General features: G+C 48.1%; 22 protein-coding genes and 1 pseudogene. 8 read left to right on the forward strand and 15 right to left on the reverse strand.

The genetic code is table 11. The features are described 5' to 3' along the window. Positions 1-127 precede the first annotated feature (127 nt). Positions 128-664 (forward strand): macro domain-containing protein, encoded by a 537-nt coding sequence (locus Q0757_RS09585; RefSeq protein ID WP_298786702.1) that lies wholly within the window; start codon positions 128-130, stop codon positions 662-664. A 178-nt stretch (positions 665-842) separates the two neighbouring features. Then, complete coding sequence (locus Q0757_RS09590) at positions 843-1,163, forward strand: hypothetical protein (RefSeq protein ID WP_298786704.1); 321 nt, start codon at positions 843-845, stop codon at positions 1,161-1,163. A gap of 38 nt (positions 1,164-1,201) precedes the next feature. On the opposite strand, the gene Q0757_RS09595 is transcribed toward Q0757_RS09590, so the two are convergent. From Q0757_RS09595 to Q0757_RS09615, 5 genes are all read right to left on the reverse strand, one after another. Next, a complete protein-coding gene (locus Q0757_RS09595; protein WP_298786706.1) occupies positions 1,202-2,101 on the reverse strand; it encodes a DUF5996 family protein in 900 nt (299 codons plus the stop codon). A 52-nt stretch (positions 2,102-2,153) separates the two neighbouring features. Continuing rightward, positions 2,154-2,561: a VOC family protein gene (locus tag Q0757_RS09600; protein ID WP_298786708.1), complete on the reverse strand. Its 408-nt coding sequence runs from the start codon at positions 2,559-2,561 to the stop codon at positions 2,154-2,156. Positions 2,562-2,583: 22 nt separating this feature from the next. Continuing rightward, complete coding sequence (locus Q0757_RS09605; protein WP_298786709.1) at positions 2,584-3,009, reverse strand: VOC family protein; 426 nt, start codon at positions 3,007-3,009, stop codon at positions 2,584-2,586. Between the two features lie 57 nt (positions 3,010-3,066). After that, on the reverse strand, positions 3,067-3,867 hold the full coding sequence (locus Q0757_RS09610) for a helix-turn-helix domain-containing protein (protein WP_298786710.1): 801 nt from the start codon (positions 3,865-3,867) through the stop codon (positions 3,067-3,069). A gap of 159 nt (positions 3,868-4,026) precedes the next feature. Beyond that, positions 4,027-5,382, reverse strand: coding sequence for an aspartate aminotransferase family protein (locus tag Q0757_RS09615; protein ID WP_298786712.1), 1,356 nt, complete (start codon positions 5,380-5,382; stop codon positions 4,027-4,029). 282 nt (positions 5,383-5,664) lie between these two features. On the opposite strand from Q0757_RS09615, the gene Q0757_RS09620 reads away from it, so the two are divergent. Further along, complete coding sequence (locus tag Q0757_RS09620; protein WP_298786714.1) at positions 5,665-6,852, forward strand: MFS transporter; 1,188 nt, start codon at positions 5,665-5,667, stop codon at positions 6,850-6,852. Here the strand turns inward: Q0757_RS09620 and Q0757_RS09625 are convergent. Continuing rightward, positions 6,840-7,145, reverse strand: a complete 306-nt coding sequence (locus tag Q0757_RS09625) for a hypothetical protein (protein WP_298786716.1) — start codon at positions 7,143-7,145, stop codon at positions 6,840-6,842. The two genes, Q0757_RS09620 and Q0757_RS09625, sit on opposite strands and share 13 nt — an antisense overlap. A 399-nt stretch (positions 7,146-7,544) precedes the next feature. Between Q0757_RS09625 and Q0757_RS09630 the strand changes: the two genes are divergently transcribed. The 5 genes from Q0757_RS09630 to Q0757_RS09650 all read left to right on the forward strand — a co-directional run bounded on the left by Q0757_RS09630 (position 7,545) and on the right by Q0757_RS09650 (position 12,923). Continuing rightward, entirely contained in the window at positions 7,545-9,725 is a 2,181-nt protein-coding gene (locus Q0757_RS09630) for an ATP-dependent Clp protease ATP-binding subunit (RefSeq protein WP_298787024.1), read from the forward strand. 191 nt (positions 9,726-9,916) lie between these two features. Next, positions 9,917-10,966 (forward strand): NAD(P)/FAD-dependent oxidoreductase, encoded by a 1,050-nt coding sequence (locus Q0757_RS09635; RefSeq protein ID WP_298786718.1) that lies wholly within the window; start codon positions 9,917-9,919, stop codon positions 10,964-10,966. Between the two features lie 55 nt (positions 10,967-11,021). Then, on the forward strand, positions 11,022-11,537 hold the full coding sequence (locus Q0757_RS09640) for a GNAT family N-acetyltransferase (RefSeq protein WP_298786720.1): 516 nt from the start codon (positions 11,022-11,024) through the stop codon (positions 11,535-11,537). Positions 11,538-11,636: 99 nt separating this feature from the next. Further along, positions 11,637-11,951 carry a DUF3817 domain-containing protein gene (locus tag Q0757_RS09645; protein WP_298786722.1) on the forward strand — a complete coding sequence of 105 codons (315 nt, stop codon included), beginning with the start codon at positions 11,637-11,639 and terminating at the stop codon, positions 11,949-11,951. 144 nt (positions 11,952-12,095) lie between these two features. Next, positions 12,096-12,923, forward strand: coding sequence for a DUF368 domain-containing protein (locus tag Q0757_RS09650; RefSeq protein WP_298786724.1), 828 nt, complete (start codon positions 12,096-12,098; stop codon positions 12,921-12,923). A 58-nt stretch (positions 12,924-12,981) separates the two neighbouring features. On the opposite strand, the gene Q0757_RS09655 is transcribed toward Q0757_RS09650, so the two are convergent. From Q0757_RS09655 to Q0757_RS09695, 9 genes and pseudogenes are all read right to left on the reverse strand, one after another. Next, positions 12,982-13,359 carry a DUF423 domain-containing protein gene (locus Q0757_RS09655; RefSeq protein WP_298786726.1) on the reverse strand — a complete coding sequence of 126 codons (378 nt, stop codon included), beginning with the start codon at positions 13,357-13,359 and terminating at the stop codon, positions 12,982-12,984. Positions 13,360-13,378: 19 nt separating this feature from the next. Next, positions 13,379-13,669: a DUF5327 family protein gene (locus tag Q0757_RS09660; protein WP_298786728.1), complete on the reverse strand. Its 291-nt coding sequence runs from the start codon at positions 13,667-13,669 to the stop codon at positions 13,379-13,381. Between the two features lie 180 nt (positions 13,670-13,849). After that, positions 13,850-15,319, reverse strand: coding sequence for a nicotinate phosphoribosyltransferase (locus tag Q0757_RS09665; RefSeq protein ID WP_298786730.1), 1,470 nt, complete (start codon positions 15,317-15,319; stop codon positions 13,850-13,852). A gap of 179 nt (positions 15,320-15,498) precedes the next feature. Further along, a complete protein-coding gene (locus tag Q0757_RS09670) occupies positions 15,499-15,684 on the reverse strand; it encodes a hypothetical protein (RefSeq protein ID WP_298786731.1) in 186 nt (61 codons plus the stop codon). Positions 15,685-15,813: 129 nt separating this feature from the next. Beyond that, positions 15,814-16,059: pseudogene (locus Q0757_RS09675) on the reverse strand (MerR family transcriptional regulator); the annotation flags it as partial. Positions 16,060-16,103: 44 nt separating this feature from the next. Next, positions 16,104-16,811, reverse strand: a complete 708-nt coding sequence (locus tag Q0757_RS09680; RefSeq protein ID WP_091615278.1) for an exonuclease domain-containing protein — start codon at positions 16,809-16,811, stop codon at positions 16,104-16,106. Further along, complete coding sequence (locus Q0757_RS09685; protein WP_298786737.1) at positions 16,812-17,825, reverse strand: DUF294 nucleotidyltransferase-like domain-containing protein; 1,014 nt, start codon at positions 17,823-17,825, stop codon at positions 16,812-16,814. Positions 17,826-17,828: 3 nt separating this feature from the next. Continuing rightward, entirely contained in the window at positions 17,829-19,109 is a 1,281-nt protein-coding gene (locus tag Q0757_RS09690) for an ammonium transporter (RefSeq protein WP_298786738.1), read from the reverse strand. 334 nt (positions 19,110-19,443) lie between these two features. Further along, entirely contained in the window at positions 19,444-20,493 is a 1,050-nt protein-coding gene (locus tag Q0757_RS09695; protein WP_298786740.1) for an AbrB family transcriptional regulator, read from the reverse strand. Between the last annotated feature and the right edge of the window lie 172 nt (positions 20,494-20,665).

Here is a 20,665-nt window from a genome sequence, read left to right on the forward strand (position 1 = left end):
TTTAATACTATTCTTCAAATACCCTACCCCTGTATAAAAAATAATAAACAAAAGACTTTCCGCATAAAAGAGCAAGGATAAGGGAAAAGGCTTTACAAATAACATGATGTTGGAGGCGAAATCGTTTATGCAGACAGAATACCAGGGCATCACCATCGAATCTGTCAAAGGTGATATTACAAAGCAGAACGACCTCAAAGCTGTAGTTAATGCCGCCAATGCCCAGCTTTTAACCGGCGGAGGCGTTGCCGGTGCTATTCACCGGGCTGCCGGTCCGGAGCTCGAAGAAGCCTGCAGACTGCTGGCCCCTATTTCACCCGGGGAAGCAGTGATTACAAAGGGCTTTCAAATGCCAAACGATTACATTATTCACTGTCTCGGACCTGTTTACGGGGTCGATAAGCCTTCAGACGAACTTCTTCGTGACTGCTACCTTAACGCCCTGCAGCTGGCCGAAGACAAAGACATTACAAGTATTGGATTTCCTGCCCTGTCCACCGGGGCCTTTGGCTACCCACTTGATCAGGCGCTTGAAGACTTTATGCCTGTCTTTTTGGAGCAGCTTGCCCAGGCTGCTTCTGTTCAGCATATCCGGTTTGTACTGTTTAGTGATAAAGATGCTGCTTCTTACGAAAAATACCTTCAGGCGGCTGTTTCCACTTAAGCCGGTCAAGATCCGGATACCAAAGCATTGGCTACTTCTTCTGCCGGGCTTATGATTCACGACTATTTAACTGCACAGGCACGGATCCAACTTTTGGTTTGAATTTGCTGCTGTTGGTTACGTTTCATTTCTAAGAGGGAATGCAGAAGCATAGCTTCAATTGAAAGGAGATCATCTAATGAAAAAATTCTTTACCGTCATCGGACTCGCAGCTTTATTTGTTACAGGATCAGCAGTCCCTGCACAGGCTTCTGAAACCCCAACGACTGTTCAGCAGGAACAGAAGCAGGAATTCACTCCTTATGAAGCACTCCAGACAGTACGCGATCAGGAAGGCACAGACGCAGAACTAAAAATCGATCAATATCCTTCGATCAGCGAAAGCGGCCAGGCTTATTACCAGGTGCAGGCACTCGACCTTTCCCTTATTGAACAGGGCGACAACGGACTGCTCCAAACGTACCGTGTGTATGAAGACGGACGCGTTCTTGTCTTATAAACGTCAACCCCGTGCAGCAGAAGCCGCACGGGGTTTCTCTATTGGATGGTTGGAGGCTTTTTCATCAAAAGCGGACGGTAAAAGTATTCCTGGTCCTTCCATCCGAGTTCTTCATGCAGTAAAGCAAACGTTGTATGAAAAAACCTTTGTATGGCCTTTCCGTCAAATTCCTCTGTAAGAGGCAGAAAGTATTCGCTTGCGTTTTGATCATAATAAGCGCCTGCAGGCTCAAGCGCTGAACTGTTTAAATCCTTTTGCTGAAAAGGGTATGGCAGAACGAAAAAAGCAGGTATCGCTGTATTGTCATCACCGGGCCAAAATCCAAATTCGATAAACTGTTCGTCAAAAGCAGCTTTTTCGATCGTTTTGTCTTCCGGAAAGGGCTCCGGAATATTTTCCACAATAAGTGTCGAAACGTCGAAGGTGCCCCAGAATAAACCCGGTTTGATTTTGCGGCAGCGCAGCGGTGCGATAAAAGCCAGTTCCTCCTGATATGCCGCCTGCATCATTTTGAGCCCCTTCATGGCTGCCTCTGCATCGTACCGTTTATGCACCTGGTCTTCCGGAAACCATATCGTCACCGGCATTTCCTGGGGTTTGGGATGAATGCGCACATGAACTCCTGCCTGGTAAAGACAGCTGAAAATCCATTCGTAATACGTTTGAATGGAGGTGCCGTCTTCAAGCCTTTTGGTTTCCACAGTATCTTCCACTGCTACCAGAAGCCGGCTGTTCCGGATATCTATTTCGAGTTCAAATGCTTTACGCTCCTTAACCAGCACGCCTGTAGAGAAGCCATCGCGCGTAACTTCAAGCATCACATGCTCCCACTGCGGCTCCTGCGGCGCTGCTTCAAGCCGTATCTTCCCGAGAATCTGGGAGAGAAGCTGAAGGGTCAGTTTTGTTTCCTTCCATTCCTGAAAAGGCATGATCTCCATTAAATACTGCTCCTTTCTTCCAGAGGAAGCTGTTGTTATTGATGCCTCACTGCTACACTGCGTTTTCATCCATATACATTACTTCCCAGAGATGACCATCAATATCCTGAAAGCTCCACCCGTACATAAAGCCTCCGTCCATCGGTTCATTAGACGGACGGCCTCCTGCATCCAGCGCCTTTTGGACAATCTCATTGACTGCTTCTTTGCTGTCAGCAGAAATGGCCAGAATCGCTTCTGCCTCCCTGCTGGTATCCACGATATTTTTGTTGGTAAATGTTTGAAAAAATGCTTCCTGAAGCAGCATGACGTATATACCGCTTCCAAGTATCATGCACGCCGCATTTTCATCCGTGAAGCGCTGGTCAAATGAAAAGCCGATCGTTTGAAAAAACTCCATCGAAGCCTCAAGGTTTTTAACCGGCATATTTACAAATATTTGCTTTGTCTGCAGATCCATAGTATCCGCCCCTCCTTCTTTGTCACTTCTCCTCCCCGTAAGCAACCACATGCCACAGCACACCAAACTGGTCCTTCAACTGTCCGTAAGCCGGACTGAAAAACGTTTCTGCCATAGGCATAATCACTTCTCCGCCGGTGCCAAGAGCATGAAATGTTTTTGCCGCCGAGGAAGCGTCACTCATGCTGAGTGCGATCGACACCAGGCTTCCCGGCGCTTCCAGATCAGGGCTCTCAGGAAAGGTATCTGAGAGCATCAGCTCCATATTACCGATTTTTAAATAAGCATGCATAATGAGTTCTTCAGCTCCAGGTGGTATTTCCATTCCTTCGACCTCTGCATAGGTCTGGCTTCCAATAACTTTTGCCTCCAGGGCTTTTTCGTAAAAAGCGGCAGCCTCCCGTGCTTTTCCATTAAAAGTAAGGTACGGATTCATCCCGGTAATCATCGTAGACGTCCTCCTCTATTTCATGATTACCTTCACTATAGCACGGGCGCCTCCACCCTATTTCTTTTCGATTGCGGTCCCGGCCTGGCGCTTCAGAAAATTATTCATCAATAGCGACAGTGAAACGAGGATGGGAGGGTCATCAAGACGCGGTGGGTATAAATGGACGTCTCTCTTTTCTTCCGCAAAGTCTCCATTCACATGGAACGGCTCTTTTGAGCGTGTGCGAAGCGTGTGATGAGGGATAAGAATATCGGTCGCGTTCATTTTCCAGGCGACCGATGTCGCCATCACATAATACACTCCCGGCTTCACCCCTGGAATCCAGTATTCTTCCGACGCCTCGCACAGCGTGCCATGCAGCGGCACTCCCTCCGGCATGGGACGGGGGAACAGTCCAATCAATACAAACCCTTCAAAAGACATTTCACTATAGACCCGGCCTTTAATACAAGGTTCCGTTGAAGGAAAAACCGGCTCTGCCCAGTGCCGGGTCTTTTTTAACGAGGATAAAGATTCCTCTGTGGAGGCAGCTGAGGCACGAAAAACTCCCGGGGTCATTCCTACTCTCGACACAAAGCTCGTTGTGAACGTTCCTACGCTCTGCTGGCCGATTTCCATCCCGATATCACGTATAGGAAGAGCTGTTTCAAGCAGCAGCGCCTTTGCCCTCTGCAGCCGGAGAGCAGACAGGTAATACAGCGGCGGCACCCCGACACTCCTTTTAAACAGGCGCGAAAAATGATACGGACTATAGGCAGCCTGAGCGGCCAGTTCGGCAAGATCCAGCGGTTCGTGAAGGTGTTCATGCATGTACGTAATGGCGTCATGAACAGCCGGCGAATATGAGTGCTCCATCACCTTACCTCCTGCCCTTCGGCCCGTTATTAAATACATTCCAGTTGAAACGAAAGATTCCTGATATTAATTATATCAGAAAGCGCTTTCATAAAGGGTTAAAAATTGAAATTCGGCTGCAAAAATGCCCCCGCCCAAAGGCAGAGGCAAGTCTGTATTTTATGAGGGATTCACCGCAGCTTTTACATGCTTTTTCAGGGTCGTAATGAGCAGCTGAAGATCTTTATCTTCGATGTTCAGCGGCGGGGAAAGTGTTAAAACATTGTTATGGTGCCTGGCAATATCAGATGTCTTTCCAACAATGACTCCGTCTTTTTTGCAGCCTGCAAGAATTTGCTTCACAAGCTTTTCCGGTGCCGCCTTTTTCGTCGTTTTGTCTTCGACAAATTCAATACCGGCCAAAAGTCCACGTCCACGTACCTGTCCTACGTGGGGAAGGTCTTCCAGCTCCTTTAACGCCTCCAGGAGCTCCCTGCCCTTTCTCTCCGATCGTTCCACCAGCTTTTCCCGTTCCATAATTTCCAGGTTTTTCACTGCTGCTGCGCAGGCTGCTGGGTGGCCGCCGAACGTGTTCACATGGCGGAAGTGGTCGTAGGCTTCACTGCCGGTAAATGCCTGGTACATATCCTTTCGCACGGCGGTTACAGATAACGGCATATATCCGCTTGTGATGCCCTTCGCCATCGTTACAATATCCGGCTTTACATCTGCGTGCATAAATCCAAATCGCTTCCCGGTCCGTCCAAAGCCACAAATAACTTCGTCGCTGATTAAAAGAACGCCGTATCGGTCACAAATGTCCCGGACCCGTTTCATATAGGAAGCCTCTGGGATCAGCACCCCGCCGCCGGTAATGATTGGCTCCATAATAACCGCCGCTACCGATTCTTCCGCCTCCCACAAAATAGCCTGCTCAATTTCATCTGCACAAGCCAGGCTGTACTCCTCATCGCTCTGGCCTTCCGGCTTCCGGTACGGGTCCGGCGGCGTTACATGCACAAATCCCGGCGGCAGCGGCTCGTACCGGTATTTCCGCTGCGTCTGTCCTCCTGCCGCCATTGTGGCAAGCGTGCTTCCGTGATAGGTGCGGTAGCGTGATATAGTTTTATAACGACTGCCTTCACCTATTTGCTGAAAATATTGACGCACCAGCTTCAAAGCAGTCTCATTTGCTTCCGATCCACTGTTGGAAAAAAAGTACATGTAGCCGTCGCCGAGCCATTCATCAAGCTTTGCGGTCAGCTGCACAGCTGGAGTGTGACTCTGTGTTAAAGGATAGAATGGAAGCTTCAGCATCTGTTCATACGAAGCATCAGCAATTTCTTTCCGTCCGTATCCGACATTTACGCACCAAAGACCAGCCATGCCATCAAGGTACTCCCTGCCGTCCACGTCTGTCACCCACGAACCGTCCGCTTTCTCTACAACCATGCCTCCTCCCGGGCTATAAGGCCTCATGGCATGCCAGATGCTTTCCTCATCTCTTTTCTTCATCTCTTCCGGTTCCCAAGTCATCAAAGTCACCCTTTCCCTTAAAATGTCAGCGCATACAAAATGCTGTCTACCGTGATCTTCTCACGTCCGACCTGAAAAGAAAAGACTCAGGGAGAAGGGAGCTTAAAGCCAGAGTCCGTGATTTTCATGTTTTAAAAGCTGCAGGAGACACATTGATAATATTTCCATATTTAGGTATTATCATTTTTATACTTCATTATTATTGGAAAAGAGAGATCTGCGTTGACTAAATTCCAGGGACTCCACACAAACATTAAAATACGTCTTATTACTGATTTTTCTATGGAATTTGTATTGATGGCCATTCTTCCGTTTATGGCAGTGTATTTCAGCAGTCATCTCGGAGCCGGCACCGCCGGGCTTTTGCTCGCATTTACTATGGCTGCAGGCATCGGAATTGGTTTATGGACCGGACACTTATCGGACGTCATCGGCCGAAAGCGTATTATTGTTACTGCTCAGGGGCTGCAGGTATTAAGCCTTGGTGTAATGGCACTGGCAAGCTCTCCCTTATTTGAATCTGTATGGCTTACATTTGCAGCTTTTCTTACCGCTAACGCTTGTTTTAATGCCGCCGATCCACCATCCGAAGCGATGATTATCGATTACAGCTCTGAAGCAGAACGCCCTTATGTTTACCAGCTTGCCTACTGGCTTGGTAATGTAGCTTACGCCTTTGGGGCAGTTATTGGCGGACTGTTTTTCGAAAGCGGGCGCTTTTATTTATTTGTTGCTTTATTTCTCGTGAGCATATGTATTTGGTATGTCGTTGCCTTTAAATTAAAGGAAAAACAACAGACCGCTTCGTTTCCAGAAAAATCCTCCCGGCAGGTTCAGGTACCACTCACTATATGGAAGCGGTACGCAGCCGTAATGAAAGACCGCCGCTTTCTTTTCTTTTTGATAGGGACCGTGTGTATTGCCAGCCTGGAATTTCAGCTGGATAAATACGTGGCCGTGCGTCTGGACGAACAATTTCATATGGTGCTGGGAGGGTTTGAACTCACGGGCGTACGAATGTTCAGCCTTATCATGTTTATTAACACCCTCGGCGTTGTATTCTTTACTATGCCGGTTTCGGCCCGGGTTTCTTCCCTCGATTATAAAAAAGTTCTGGCCGCCGGGCTCGGCATTTATACTGTCGCCTTTGGTTTTTTCGGATTCAGCACTTCGTTTTTAGTCCTCCTGCTGGCTGCTGCAGCCTTTACTTTGGGGGAGATCATTTATATTCCCGTTCGCCAGACGATCCTCGCCGGCATCGTTCACGATGATTCACGCGGTTCTTATATGGCAATGGAATCAATGATGTATAATACCGCTCTTCTTCTCAGCAGTTTTATGCTTACAGCAAGTGCCGTCATTCCTGCTGCTGGAATGTCGACACTGTTCATACTCCTGGGAGCTGTTGGCTTTATCAGCTACCGGCTCTGCCTTCCATTAAAAAAGAGCAGACAAGCTTATGCTTCCTGATCCCCGTGCCTTCGAATCATTATCCGCTCATTTTTCGGCCGGTGCAGCTGGACTGTGAGCGAGGGGATATCCACACGGAGCAGTGTCCACCGGAACAGCTTTACCTTCAGCTCTCCGGCCACGGTCACTGCTTCCACCGGATTCCCGTTTTCAACTTTTCGTCCTCCCTCCACCGAATGCACGCGCCCAACAGGAAACGTTCTTCTTGGCACCGGGCGGCTTTCTCCAAACAAATGACGGGGTTCTGATAGCCTGTACGTTTTGGCGGCTGAACGCTTTTTATTGTTTCTCATTTGGCACCGTCCCTTCTGAAAAGCTTTGTTTCTTTTCCTTTCCCTTTTTCCCAGATAATCCTTCACTGCTTTTACCTTCCCCCACTCGATATTTTTTATTGGTCAGAAATGTTTAGACTTTCGCAAAAACGTTAATACATTCTTTACTGTTTCTCACAATTAATGATCAAGCATATTTCTTGAATTTCTCTTCTCCATTTCCTACTATAGTGGTGTAAATCAATTGGTCAGAGAAAATCAAATTTATTTCTTGCATTATACAGAAAGCGGGTATATAATACTGTTACAAGGTCAAAGATAGTCAAAGTCAACGAAATAATTCTGACCTTACGAAGATAAATATGAACGATGCACGCGTCAAAAATACTACTTTAAAATAAGGAGGTTCGGTTCAGTATGATGAGATGTGAACATTGCGAACAGCGTCCAGCACGCATTGAACTGAACATGAATGTTAATGGAAGTCATCAAAAAATGCACCTGTGTGAACGGTGCTATAGAGAAATCCGTCAAAGCATGAATCAGCCATCCGGACAGGGCGGCTCCGGCGGCTCCCAGTCCCCATTTGACCAATTCTTCAACAATATGATGGGCGGCGGAGCAGAACAAGGCTCCAGCCAGGATCAGGAACAGGCTCAGTCTGGCGGCGGCCAGGGCGGCGGCCTTCTTGACGGTTTAGGTAAAAACCTGTCTGACGTTGCACGCGCCGGACTCATTGACCCGGTCATCGGCCGCGATAAAGAAGTCGAACGAGTCATTGAAACATTGAACCGCCGTAATAAAAACAATCCGGTTCTGATCGGTGAACCGGGTGTAGGTAAGACAGCCATTGCCGAAGGCCTCGCCCTCCGCATTTCAGAAGGCGACGTACCAAACAAACTGAAAAACAAGAGCATCTACCTGCTCGACGTCACCTCCCTCGTAGCAAATACCGGGGTGCGCGGACAGTTTGAAGAACGCATGAAACAGCTGCTGAAAGAGCTGCAGGAACGTCAGGACGTCATCGTCTTTATTGATGAGGTTCACCAAATCGTTGGTGCAGGTTCGGCAGAAGGCTCTTCAGACGCCGGCAATATTATGAAACCGGCACTGGCCCGCGGAGAAATTCAATTGATCGGTGCAACTACGCTTGCGGAATACCGTAAAATTGAAAAGGATGCAGCACTTGAACGCCGCTTTCAGCCGGTCATGGTTAACGAACCAAATCTCGAAGACAGCGTAGCGATCCTAAAAGGGCTGCAGGCAAACTATGAAAAATTCCATCATGTAGCTTTTACTGATGAAGCGCTTGAAGCCTGCGTTAATTTATCCAACCGCTACGTACAGGACCGGTTCCTGCCGGACAAAGCAATCGATTTAATGGATGAAGCAGGCTCCAAAATAAATCTCGCTCACAGCGACGATGACAGCGAATCCCTGCAAAGCCGCCTCGAACAGATTGCTGCGGAAAAAGAGCGTGCTACTCAGCAGGAGGATTACGAACAAGCAGCTAAGCTTCGTGATGAAGAGGCCAAGTTGCAGGAGCAGGTTAAGGAAGCCGAACAAAACGGCAATATTCAAAAAGAAACGCCAACCGTTGATGTAGAAACGATCCAGATGATCGTGGAAAATAAAACAGGCATTCCGGTTCGCCGCCTCCAGCGCGATGAACAAAAGAAAATGCGCGATCTGCCTGAACGTCTGAATGCAAATGTGATCGGACAGGAAGAAGCAGTAAGTAAAGTCGCGCGCTCGATTCGCAGAAATCGTGCCGGTCTTCGCCGCGGCAGCCGTCCAATTGGTTCCTTCCTGTTTGTCGGACCAACCGGCGTCGGGAAAACAGAGCTGTCCAAAACCCTCGCTTCTGAAATGTTTGGCGATCCTGAAGCAATGATCCGCCTCGACATGAGTGAGTATATGGAAAAACATTCTGTATCCAAGCTTATCGGTTCACCACCGGGATATGTCGGACACGATGAGGCCGGACAGCTGACAGAAAAAGTGCGCCGGAAACCATACAGCATCATTCTTCTGGATGAAATTGAAAAAGCGCACCCTGATGTGCAGCATATGTTCCTGCAGATCATGGAAGACGGCCGCCTGACTGACAGTCAGGGACGCAAGGTCAGCTTTAAGGATACAGTCATCATTATGACTTCAAACGCTGGCTCGCAAATGAAGCGCGTGACTGTAGGCTTTGGAGACAAAGACCAGGTAGAACCAAAAATCATGGAATCCCTCAGCGATTATTTCCGTCCGGAATTCCTGAACCGTTTCGACAGCATTGTAAGCTTCAAAGAACTGGCTCGCGAAGATCTTGTTACCATCGTAGACCTTATGCTCAAAGACATCTTAGAGGCAGCCAGCGAACAGGGACTGGATGTTACCGTTTCTGAGGATGCAAAACGTATGCTGGCCGATCAGGGCTATGATCCTTCGTTCGGTGCCCGCCCTCTTCGCCGCGTAATCGAAGAAAAAGTAGAAGACGGCATTGCCGATCTCATGCTTGAAGAGGAGGATGTGCAAAGCATTACTATCACGGTGAACGACAATGAGATCCAGGTAGCCAATGCACAAACATCCGCCTCCGCCAAAGAATAATTCTATAAAGGAAAGCCCTGCGGCATCTGCTGCAGGGCTTTTTTTATACTTAAGAACATCTATGATGAACCCTGTTGTTCCACGTGGAACATTTTTTGTTTTCAAAGCTATTTACCATCTTCCTTTTACTTTTGTACAAAAAGAGCGTACAATGTAATTGATAACGATTATCACTAAAGGAGCTGGACACCTTGTCTGACTTTCACATACATGATGTTACTATTATCGGCGGCGGCCCTGCTGGTTTATATACTGCTTTTTACTGCGGGATGCGGGCGCTCGACACCCATATCATCGAAGCGCAGCCAGACCTGGGCGGAAAAATTCACGCCTACCCTGAAAAAATTGTCTGGGATGTTGGCGGCCTGCCTCCTTCCTCCGGAAAACAGCTGATGGATCAGCTGGTGGCACAGGCAGAAACGTTCCACCCGGCAATTACTACAAACGAAAAAATTATTCACGTGGAAAAGGATGAGGCCGGACTTTTCCGTCTTGAGGCAGAAACAGGCGGCATCTATTATTCCCGTACGGTTATTGTTGCTGTAGGCCACGGCATTCTTCATGCCCAAAAGCTCGACATCGAAGGCGCAGAAAAATTTGAGCTTTCGAATCTGCATTATACCGTTCAGCAGCTTGAGCGATTCCGTGACCAGAAGGTCATGATTTCCGGAGGCGGCAACTCTGCCGTCGATTGGGCTAACGCTCTCTGCCCGATCGCAAGCGAAGTCACAGTTGTGCACCGGCGCGATGAGTTCGGCGGTCATGAACGGCACGTTCAGGAAATGAAGGACTCCGATGTAAATGTACAGACGCCTTTTGCTCTTTCGGGTCTTCACAGCAACGACGAAGGCACAGCTATCGAAAGAGTGCTCTGCACAAATCTTGAGACCAACGAAAGCATGGAAAAAGAAGTGGATGCTGTCATCGTGAACCACGGTTTCCAGATGGAGTTCGAGCTTCTTGAAAACCTGCAGCTGCAGACAGAAGAAAATAAAATCCTCGTAAACGAGCAGATGGGCACAAATATCGAAGGTTTATTTGCTGCTGGTGATATTACCAATCACCAGGGAAAGGTCCATCTGATTGCCGGTGCGTTTGTGGAGGGCGCTTCAGCTGCAAACAGCGTCAAGCAGTTTCTTGAGCCCGGGGCCGGTGCAAAAGCTATGGTATCCTCCCACAACGAGCGGTTCGCAGAAAAAAATCAGGAAATTCAAAAGAATCTTCTTTCCAAACAGCTGTAAAACAGCCGTTTGAATGCTTTAGGAAAACACTGACGGCTATCAATTAATCAAAGAGGTGAAAGCGTTGCGACTCCCCCGCTCTACAGAACGTCTTTCATTTCGTGCCATGCAGCATCAAGACCACCGGCTGCTGAAAAATATCTTCCAGAATAAAGACGTCATGCGCTATTATGCCGCGTTAAAATCCGAAAAAGAGATCGACGAATGGATCCATTGGAACAAAAGTCACTATCTATCATACGGAGTCGGAATGTGGATTGTGGAAGACCGGCAAACCCAGCGCTTTGTCGGCCAGTGTGGACTTGTCCCCGAAAAAATAGAAGGCAGCGTTTCTATTGAACTTGGGTATCTGCTTACACCGGAAAACTGGGGATGCGGCTATGCGTCTGAATCCGCTGCTATGGTCCGGGATTTCGCGTTTTATTCGCTTGCTATTCCCACACTTATATCAATTATCGACCCTGAGAACACCCCTTCTATCAAAGTAGCTGAGAATATCGGGATGACTTATCAGCGTCCTGTGAAACGATGGAGCCGCTCCTTCAGCTTGTATGCTGCGGCCCGCACCTGAGTCAACTGTCACAATTCGTCCATTGTACCTGGCCTTCCCCTATGCTATGTTAACGTTATATTCATATCGTGATTTTGACATTAGAAAGGAAGGCCGTGCATGAATTCTCTCCAATCGCTTAGATGGGCCGGTATCATTGAAGGAATCTCATTTCTGCTTTTGCTCTTTATCGCTATGCCTTTAAAATACGGGGCGGGTTTTGACATGGCTGTTACTGTCGTCGGCGCTGCCCACGGCGGGTTGTTCGTCCTGTATGTAGCTATTGCTTTGTTTGTATGGGTACAGAAACGCTGGCCGTTTCTGCGTATGCTTATTGCTGTTATTGTATCCGTCATTCCGTTTGGCCCGTTTGTGTTTGAACGCAGCCTGCGGCGTGAAGAAAATGAAAACCTTGAGCCGGACGCCGTTTTTTAAACCGAACCTTTCGTTCGGTTTTTTTCATGAGCAGCCTGAAGCTTATAGTAATTTCTTTCAAAACATGATATAAAGAATTGATGCTGTGAAAAATTTGCAGTTTTTACATAAACCAATTTTGATGAACGAGGAGTCCCGATGTACATGATTGAATGGAAAAATATTTTACGCGGCATGGCCATGGGAGCAAGTGATGTTATTCCGGGCGTAAGCGGCGGCACTCTGGCGCTAATCCTTGGTATTTACTACCGGCTGTTGTCTGCCATCAGCCTGCTTTTTTCACGCCAGTGGAAGCAGCAGCTTGGCTTTTTGATCCCTCTCGGTGTAGGGATGGGGACAGCTATCCTGTCACTTGCCCACCTGCTTGAATGGCTGCTTGCCGAACACCCACAGCCGACGTTTTTCTTCTTTTTTGGATTAATTCTCGGTACGATTCCTTTTATTTTATACAAAGTGAATTACAAAACCAATTTTAAAAAGCATCATTACGTCATTTTGCTGATCGCAGCCGTCATTGTCCTGCTCTCAGGTCTTTTTCAGGGGGACGAGGAGGCAGCTGTAATTGCCACCGGCAGTGCAGGAAGCTTTGCCACCTTGTTTTTCTCAGGATGGCTTGCGAGCACAGCGATGATTCTTCCAGGCATCAGCGGTTCGTTTGTGCTCGTGATTATTGGCGTTTACCAGACCGTCATCAACGCTTTAACAGAATTTAACCTGCCCGTGCTTTTCACCTTCGGCGTTGGCGTGCTCGTAGGGATCGCCATTATGAGTAAGCTGCTGCGTTATCTGCTTCGTGCTCATACTGTCGGGACGTACGCAGTGATTACCGGCCTGCTCCTTGGGTCGCTTTACGTTATATTTCCCGGCTTGAATGACGGCGTGATTGCGTTTATCCTCAGCCTGGTGATGTTTGCCGCCGGCCTCGTTCTGGCCCTTTTCCTCGGCCGAATTGACCGTACAAGAGCAGTGTAATCCCAATAAATAAAACAGAAAGGCCGACCGCGGTAAAAACTCCCGCAGCCGGCCTTTTTTAGGCTTTCAGCACGTAAATAATTAAACAAATCCACCCGGCAATAAAGGCCACTCCACCTAAAGGAGTTACGGCTCCCAGCCAGGAAATGCCGGAGAGCGACAGCACATACAGGCTTCCGGAAAATAAAACAATTCCCGCAAACAAAAGCCATCCGGACCAGCCCAACAGCGCTGAGCCTCCGCCCGTGTAAGCCGCTACAGCACCAATAGCGATCAGTCCCAGCGAATGATACATATGATACTGCGCTCCGGTGTTATACGTTTCAATCATCCGGTTCGACAGCCGGCTCTCCAGGCCGTGGGCTCCGAACGCCCCAATGCCTACTGCCAAAGCAGCATTTACTGCCCCTAACACAATGAGTACTTTCCACAGCATGCCTAAGTCTCCTTCTTAATTAAAAATCCAGTAAATTACCTTCCGTTGACGGAATTTCTTTTTCCTCTTCAGCTGTTTCCCGGCGTGCCACTGGTGCTGCAGACGCTTCCGGCGCTGGAGCTGCTGCTTTTGGTTCTGCAGCCGGGCGCTTCGTTTCACCGGCCTTTGAAGAAAGCAGAATATCGCAATAGTTTCGGAGCGTTCTTGCATGCTCCTGCAGCGCCCGTTCGTCTCCCTTTTCCCCCTGCTCCGCAAGCTGGAGCAGTTCTTCTTCCATTTTTTCAATCACGGTCTGAACAGATATCTGCATAAGCTCTGCCCTCCCTTTCTCTGCTTCAAAGCATTCAAACTTGGAATCTTGTCAAATTATATCATAGGTCCAGCCCGAAGCCCTACGTTTGTCCTTATTGTCACAAGACGTTCGCAACTTTCCCGTATGAAGCACAAAAAGCTGCCGGACCGAAAAATCCGGCACGGCAGGAGGCCTCCTTTATTGACTAAATTCGTTTTGGATTTCGTGCATCTTCTGCACTTTATTTTCCCAGCATTTCGGACTTAAATCGACTGGATATTCTTCGGGGTTTAATGACCGTTTATATTCTTCCCATAAGAGCGGCAGATTCGATTGCATATAAGCCTGGATATCTTTCATGGATGGCAGACCGTATACCAGTCTTCCGTCTTGAAAGATGGTTTCATGAAGATTCACCGCTTTAAAGTTCTGTACTTTTTTACTGATATACGTGTGAACGGGGTGGAACATGTGCAGCTCCTCCTGCTCGTTTGGCTCTTCATCGGAAAGCGTAATGTAATCCCCCTCCGAGCGTTTGTTTTCGGTATTTATTATCCGATAGACTTTTTTTACACCCGGCGTAGTCATTTTCTCCAGGTTGCCTGATTTTTTTGCTCCAATTTTCATCGTGTCGCGCATGCCGCCATCATTGTTCTCAATCGCCACAAGCTTGTATACTGCTCCGAGAGCAGGCTGGTCATACCCGGTGATAAGCTTTGTGCCGATACCCCACGTATCAATTTCTGCTCCCTGGGATTTTAAATTGGTAATCGTATATTCATCCAGGTCCCCGGAGGCGATAATCTGGGTGTCGGTAAAGCCGGCCTCATCGAGCATTCTTCTTGCTTCCTTCGACAGGTAGGCCAGGTCCCCGCTATCAAGACGCACACCTTTAAAACGAATATTGTCACCCATCTCTTTTGCGACCTTGATAGCATTAGGTACTCCGGAGCGCAGAGTGTCATACGTGTCCACTAAAAACACACAATCCGTATGGTGCTCGGCATACATTTTAAAGGCTTCATATTCCGTTTCACATGCCTGTACCATGGAATGCGCATGTGTGCCCGCTGTAGGAAGCCCGAATACTTTTCCGGCCCTGACGTTGCTCGTTACTTCAAAACCGCCGACAAAGGCCGCTCTGCTTCCCCACAGCCCGGCGTCAAGCTCCTGGGCCCGGCGCAGTCCGAAATCCATCGCGCGCCCGTTGCCTCCCGTCACCTGCTTGATGCGGGCTGCTTTCGTAGCAATCAGTGTCTGGTAGTTCACCATGTTTAACAGCGCGGTTTCAATCAGCTGGGCTTCCCCGAGCGGGGCTTCCACTTTGATCATCGGCTCATTGCCGAAGACAAGCTCGCCCTCTTTCATCGCATAAACACTGCCGGTAAACCGGAGCTCCGCTAAGTAGGAAAGAAAATCTTCCCCGTAGCCTGCTTCTTCCCGCAGATAAGTAAGGTCCTCTTCCGTCATCCCAAAATTTCCCAAAAAATGTACAACCCGTTCCAGTCCGGCAAATACACCGAACCCATTGCCAAACGGGAGATCCCGAAAATACAGATCAAATACGGCCTTCCGGGTATGCATGCCGCTGCGCCAATACGTTTCCACCATATTCACCTGATACAGATCGGTGTGCAGCGATAAACTGTCATCTTCATAGCGTGTCATTCCAGTCCCCCCCTTTTAGAATCCTATTGCTTGTACTTTCCTGACCCAATTCTACACTACTTGTATCTTTTCACTTCTTCTTTCCTTTGAAACTCATTTCCATTCCGGTTCTACCCCGGGTTACCTATATTTAAAAAAGAGCCCGCCCTAAAATCAGGTGCGGACTCTTATACGTGTGTTTACTTCTCTACAAGCTCATAGCCGTAGGCTTCGATCTTCGTGTAGTCTTCTTCGTCAACCACCCAGTACTGACCTTCATTATTGCGGACAATGACTTCCTTTTCCGATGCGTCTTCCCGGGCGTTCTCAAGCTCGTCGAATTTTTTCGCCGGTACTTGAATATCCTCTACGATGATAAATGACATGAATAAAACACCTCCGTTGTTTCGAAAGTGTTCCCGTTCACTTCTTTATTCAAACAGATATAAAGAATTTTTTTAAAAAGGGGACTTTTTTATTAATCCGCATTCTGCAGTGATTTTTCAGCTTGAACTCTTATCCCGGACGGAGAGCACGGCTTTGATGCCGGCAATATTTAGCCCCTGATCGATAAGCTCTTTGATTTCCTGACACCGATCAATATCATTCATCGAAAACAGGCGCTGGTTCCCCTGATTTCGCTCTGGATTGATCAACCCCTGTTCTTCGTAGTAACGGATTTGGCGAGCTGACAATGATGTGATTTCTTGTACCACGCTAATGGGAAAACAAGCAGCGTTACGAGGAATATTACCCTTCACCGCGCCCTCCTCCTTTATAAATTTTTTCAGCCTGCCGCAGGGGGCTACCTCCGGCGGTGGCTGAGATGTGCATACACGTCCTGAAGCGTTTCATAGCCAAGCTCCTGGACCGTCTGGATGGAGCGTGTCCAGAGCTCGGCAGCCATAATGGCATCGCCAAGGGCATTGTGCCTGCCTTTTATCGGAATGTCATAATAGTTGCAGCAGTCATCGAGCGAACGAAATTCAAAGTCCGGCGCAGCAATACTGAACACAAACGAAGTATCCAGCAGGCGATGCTGAAGGTTTGTACCCATCGTCCGGTACGTATACTTCTGCAGAAACTTTCGTTCATGGGAGGCGTGATGGGCTACGAGTATGTCTGCCTGAGCAAACTGATAGAACTGCTCGAGGGCTTCGCTGATCGACTGACCGTCTGCTTCCAGTTCTTCGGCAGTTAAGCCGGTAACTTCGCTTACCTCCGGAGACACCGCCTCCGGTTCATGTACAAGCGTATAAAAGGCATCGTCGCGGACCAGCCGGTTGTGTTTAATTTTAATAGCCCCCATCGACAATATCTTGTCTCCGGCATCCGCGTTAAAGCCCGAGGTTTCCAGATCAAGGACGGTGACGTTCAGCGAAGACAGCGATTTCTGCAGAGGCTGTTCTGCTTTTACGTCTTTTTGCAGCTGACGCATAAAAGACTGATGCTGCGGATTCGTGGAGTCCAGGCCGCCAAATCGACTCGAAATACTGCGCATCCATTGGAACATTTAAAAATCACCCGACTCCATGATTTTTTTTGTATGCTGAAACAGGTGCTTTCCTTCTTTTAATGCAGACTTCAGCTCGGACTTCTGGGCTTTCGAGAGCTCCTGCACCGGCACGTAATGAACGTCCTCATAGACATTTTGTTTCCTGGAGAATGAAGCCCGCAGCTCCAGCAAATTTTTAAAATGCACATCCTTGCCCTTCACGTAGGAATGCTTTTCCGATACCTGCCGGATACGTTCGATCGTAGAAGAAGCATGAATGCCTTCATAAATGGCGAGCAGGCGCAGGGCATGAACGTATGGGAAAAATCCGACATCTTTAATATGCATCGAGCCTGCGTACTGCCCTTTTTCTTCCGGGAGAAGCTGCCCGAAAGCGTTGAGCCCTTTGTGCAGATAGGCGGTGTTTTCCGATAACCGTTTTAGCACCTCTCTCCGGCCGGCCTGTTCAAAGACATGCTGCTTTACGTCCTCAAGAAGTTCATCTTCTCCCACAAGCGTCCTGGCATCGATAAAGGTGAGCAGATGGCGGAACGGACCCCATTCATCGGCTTCAATCCAGCCGTCCACCTGCTTTTTCCACCCTTCCACCCCGTGGCACCAGCGTTTATGGGAAGCCATAACCAGCCCTTCACAGCGCGGGTATCCAACGATCGCCATTCCTTCACGTATTTCCGCTCCCAGACCGAGAAAATAATCCTGAAGTTCGTCATCTGTCCCCTCAAAAACAATACCGTGATCCTGATCACTGAATTTTGCCTGTTCCTGTCTTCCCGCACTTCCCATAAGAAAAAAAGCAAAATGAGCAGGAAGTTCTCCCCGCTCACTCTGATGATGATGAACAGCAAGAGTAACCGTTTCTGAAATCCACGTATCGTGGGCTTCATTAAGCTTTACTGGCTCTCCCGCCAAGTCGTCCATCTTCTCTTCTTTGTCTTTTTTTATTTCTTCATAGCTCTTAAAGGAAGGTTCTGCTGAAAATCCCTGTGTTTGTGAGAATGAAGAATTTGACATATTTTATGCTCCTGTTCTTTCCGAAGAATTGTCTGTAGTAGGCTGCACGTTTTCCGGATAACCGTATGCACCGTGCTCACTCATATCAAGACCCATGATTTCTTCTTCCTCCGATACGCGCAGTCCGCCGATAATCGATTTCGTAATTAAGAGCAGAATGTACGAAGCAATAAATGCAAACAGCCCGCACGCTACGACGCTGATAATTTGTACACCAAGCTGGGTTAACCCGCCGCCGTAAAACAATCCGGCACGGCCGCCGTTCATTTCAGCAAGCTGTGGTGTAGCAAAGAAACCGGTTGAAATTGTTCCCCAGGCGCCGGCCATACCGTGCACTGAAAGGGCAAAAATCGGATCGTCGATGTTGCGTTTTTCAAAGAAACGAACGCTGAAGAAGCAGAGCATACCGCCAATTGCACCGATAACCACGGAAGCCCATGGAGCTACAAATGCGCAGGAAGCAGTAATTGCTACAAGACCTGCAAGGGCTCCGTTAAGCATGCTTGGTACGTCTGCTTTTCCAAGCACCGCCCAGGCAATCAGAAGTGCTGCAAAAGCACCCGCTGCAGCGGCAAGCTGTGTATTCATAGAAACGTAGCCAAAGAATCCGTCTGCTACTCCAAATGTACTGGCTCCGTTAAAGCCGAACCAGCCGACCCACAGCAGTAGTACACCTAAAGCAGTGAAGACCTGGTTGTGGCCTGGAAGATTGTTAACTGAACCATCTTTATTGTATTTCCCAATACGCGGCTTAAGTAAAATCGTTGCCGCAAGAGCGCCCATCGCACCAGTGAGGTGGACTACTGTGGAACCGGCAAAGTCCTGTTTGCCAAGGCCGGAAATCCAGCCGCCGCCCCAGATCCAGTGTGCAACTACCGGATATACAATGGCAGAGAATAATATAGCGAATACTACGTAAGCAGCAAGCTTTGCACGTTCAGCGAACCCGCCAAAAGCAATCGTAAGGGCAATCGCCGCAAATGCCAGCTGGAAGATAAAGTCAACAGCAGGCGTTAAACCGTCTGCCGTGCTTGCATCTCCGTAAAAGAAGTTCGACATTCCAATAATGCCTCCGACATCATTACCGTAAATAAAACCGTACCCGACAGCCCAGAAGACAAGCGAGGAAATTCCCAGTGTAAAGATTGTTTTTCCTGCAATGTGACCCGCGTTTTTCATCCGGGTCGAACCTGCTTCCAATAGAATAAATCCACCCTGCATAAGAATAACTAAAATAAATCCAATCATAACCCAAAGGTTATCAAGCAATACTATCGGATCCACATTTTTTCCCCCTCTGTTATTATCGTGCAAGATTCATGTGAACTTAGTTAACATCTTGCGTTAAATAGTATTTTACCGTTTAAATTTTCAGAATCTAGTATTATGTAAGATAATCTTACACAGAAATATCGGCTTTGTTATTTAAAAATTCGAAAAGCCAGTGATATATAAGGGGTTCAAAAGGTTTACTTTTTTACGAAATATTTTTGCTTTCATGATTTTTGAAAGCGTTATCGTAAAATAACAGCCTTTTTTGTGCCAGTACCTTTTCCCAAAAATAATAAAGACGATAAAATTAATTATCGTCCCAGCTGTTTATTTCTATTCGATTATGCTATACAGACTGTTTTTGAATCAGCTTCTGAAGCAGGCGTACAAAAAACGGGAGGCAGATAAATAAAACGAGCACTCTTATAATATGAAGACTCGACACAAGCGTCGGTTCAAGATTTAAAGCAATCGCTGTACTGCTCATCTCTGCAGCCCCTGCCGGAACTGTGCTGAGCAGACTCGTTACGTACGGCAGTCCGGTCGCCGCATGAAACAGCAGTGCAAGCAGAAGGCTGAAAATAAAGTAAAACCCAAGAAGCACCGCGCTCGGCCGCCCAATCTCTTTTAGTTTGTAAAAGGTCGGACGGTCAAAACGAATACCGACCATCGCTCCGAGCAGGGCCTGACCGCTCCCGCCGATAACAGATGGCAGCCCATTGTCTGTTGTCACCACCCAGTGCCCCACTATAAATCCAATAATTAACCCATAAAACAGTGTTCCCGCCGGCACTTTATACAAATAATAAAGCAGGACTGTCACCGCAACGCAGATGCCAAACACTCCCATTACCACTGGGGAAACCTCGGCCATCGACGGTCCGGCACTGCCCATCGAACCGATGTCGGCTGGTGTCGTAAGACCAATAAAAATTGGTATTGTTAATACAAACAGCGTTATTCGCGTAGTGTGAAACGCAGCAACCATCCGGTTATCCGCTCCGTAATCGCTGCTTAGGCCGATCACCTCCGAAGCCCCGCCCGGCACACAGCAAAAGTAAGCCGTCAGCGGATCCAGGTCTGTCCAGCGGTTCATCAGCCAGCCGAGACCAACCCCGAGCGCCATCGTTAAGCTGAGCGTAAGGATCAGCGGAAAAATATACTGTCCCAGAAGAGCAAAGATGCCGGGCTCCATCATGAAACCTATGTTGCAGCCAATGAGGGCGAGAACGGTGCGGAACGGCCAGCCATCAAACACAAGCCGTTTGTAAGACATGCCGCAGGCTATACCTGTCACGAGCCCGCCAAGCAGCCATCCTGCCGGCAGCTGTAAGTAGGAAAACAAGCCGCCTGTTAATACAGCAGCTGCCAATAAGAGAAGTTTTGTCCGCTTCATCATGATGCCTTCTTTCTTCATTCATCCATATCAGTTAACATTATAGCATCCTGATAAAATTGAAAAACCTTCCTGCTATTTCCTGCATTAATTGCATTTTATTCACAGCATAGGTGTTTAAGCAGAAATGACGAAGGTTATACAAAAGGTATTATTTGCTAAAAGGAGGAAA

This window comes from uncultured Marinococcus sp. (assembly GCF_947493875.1).
In the GTDB taxonomy this organism is placed as follows: Bacteria; Bacillota; Bacilli; order Bacillales; family Marinococcaceae; genus Marinococcus.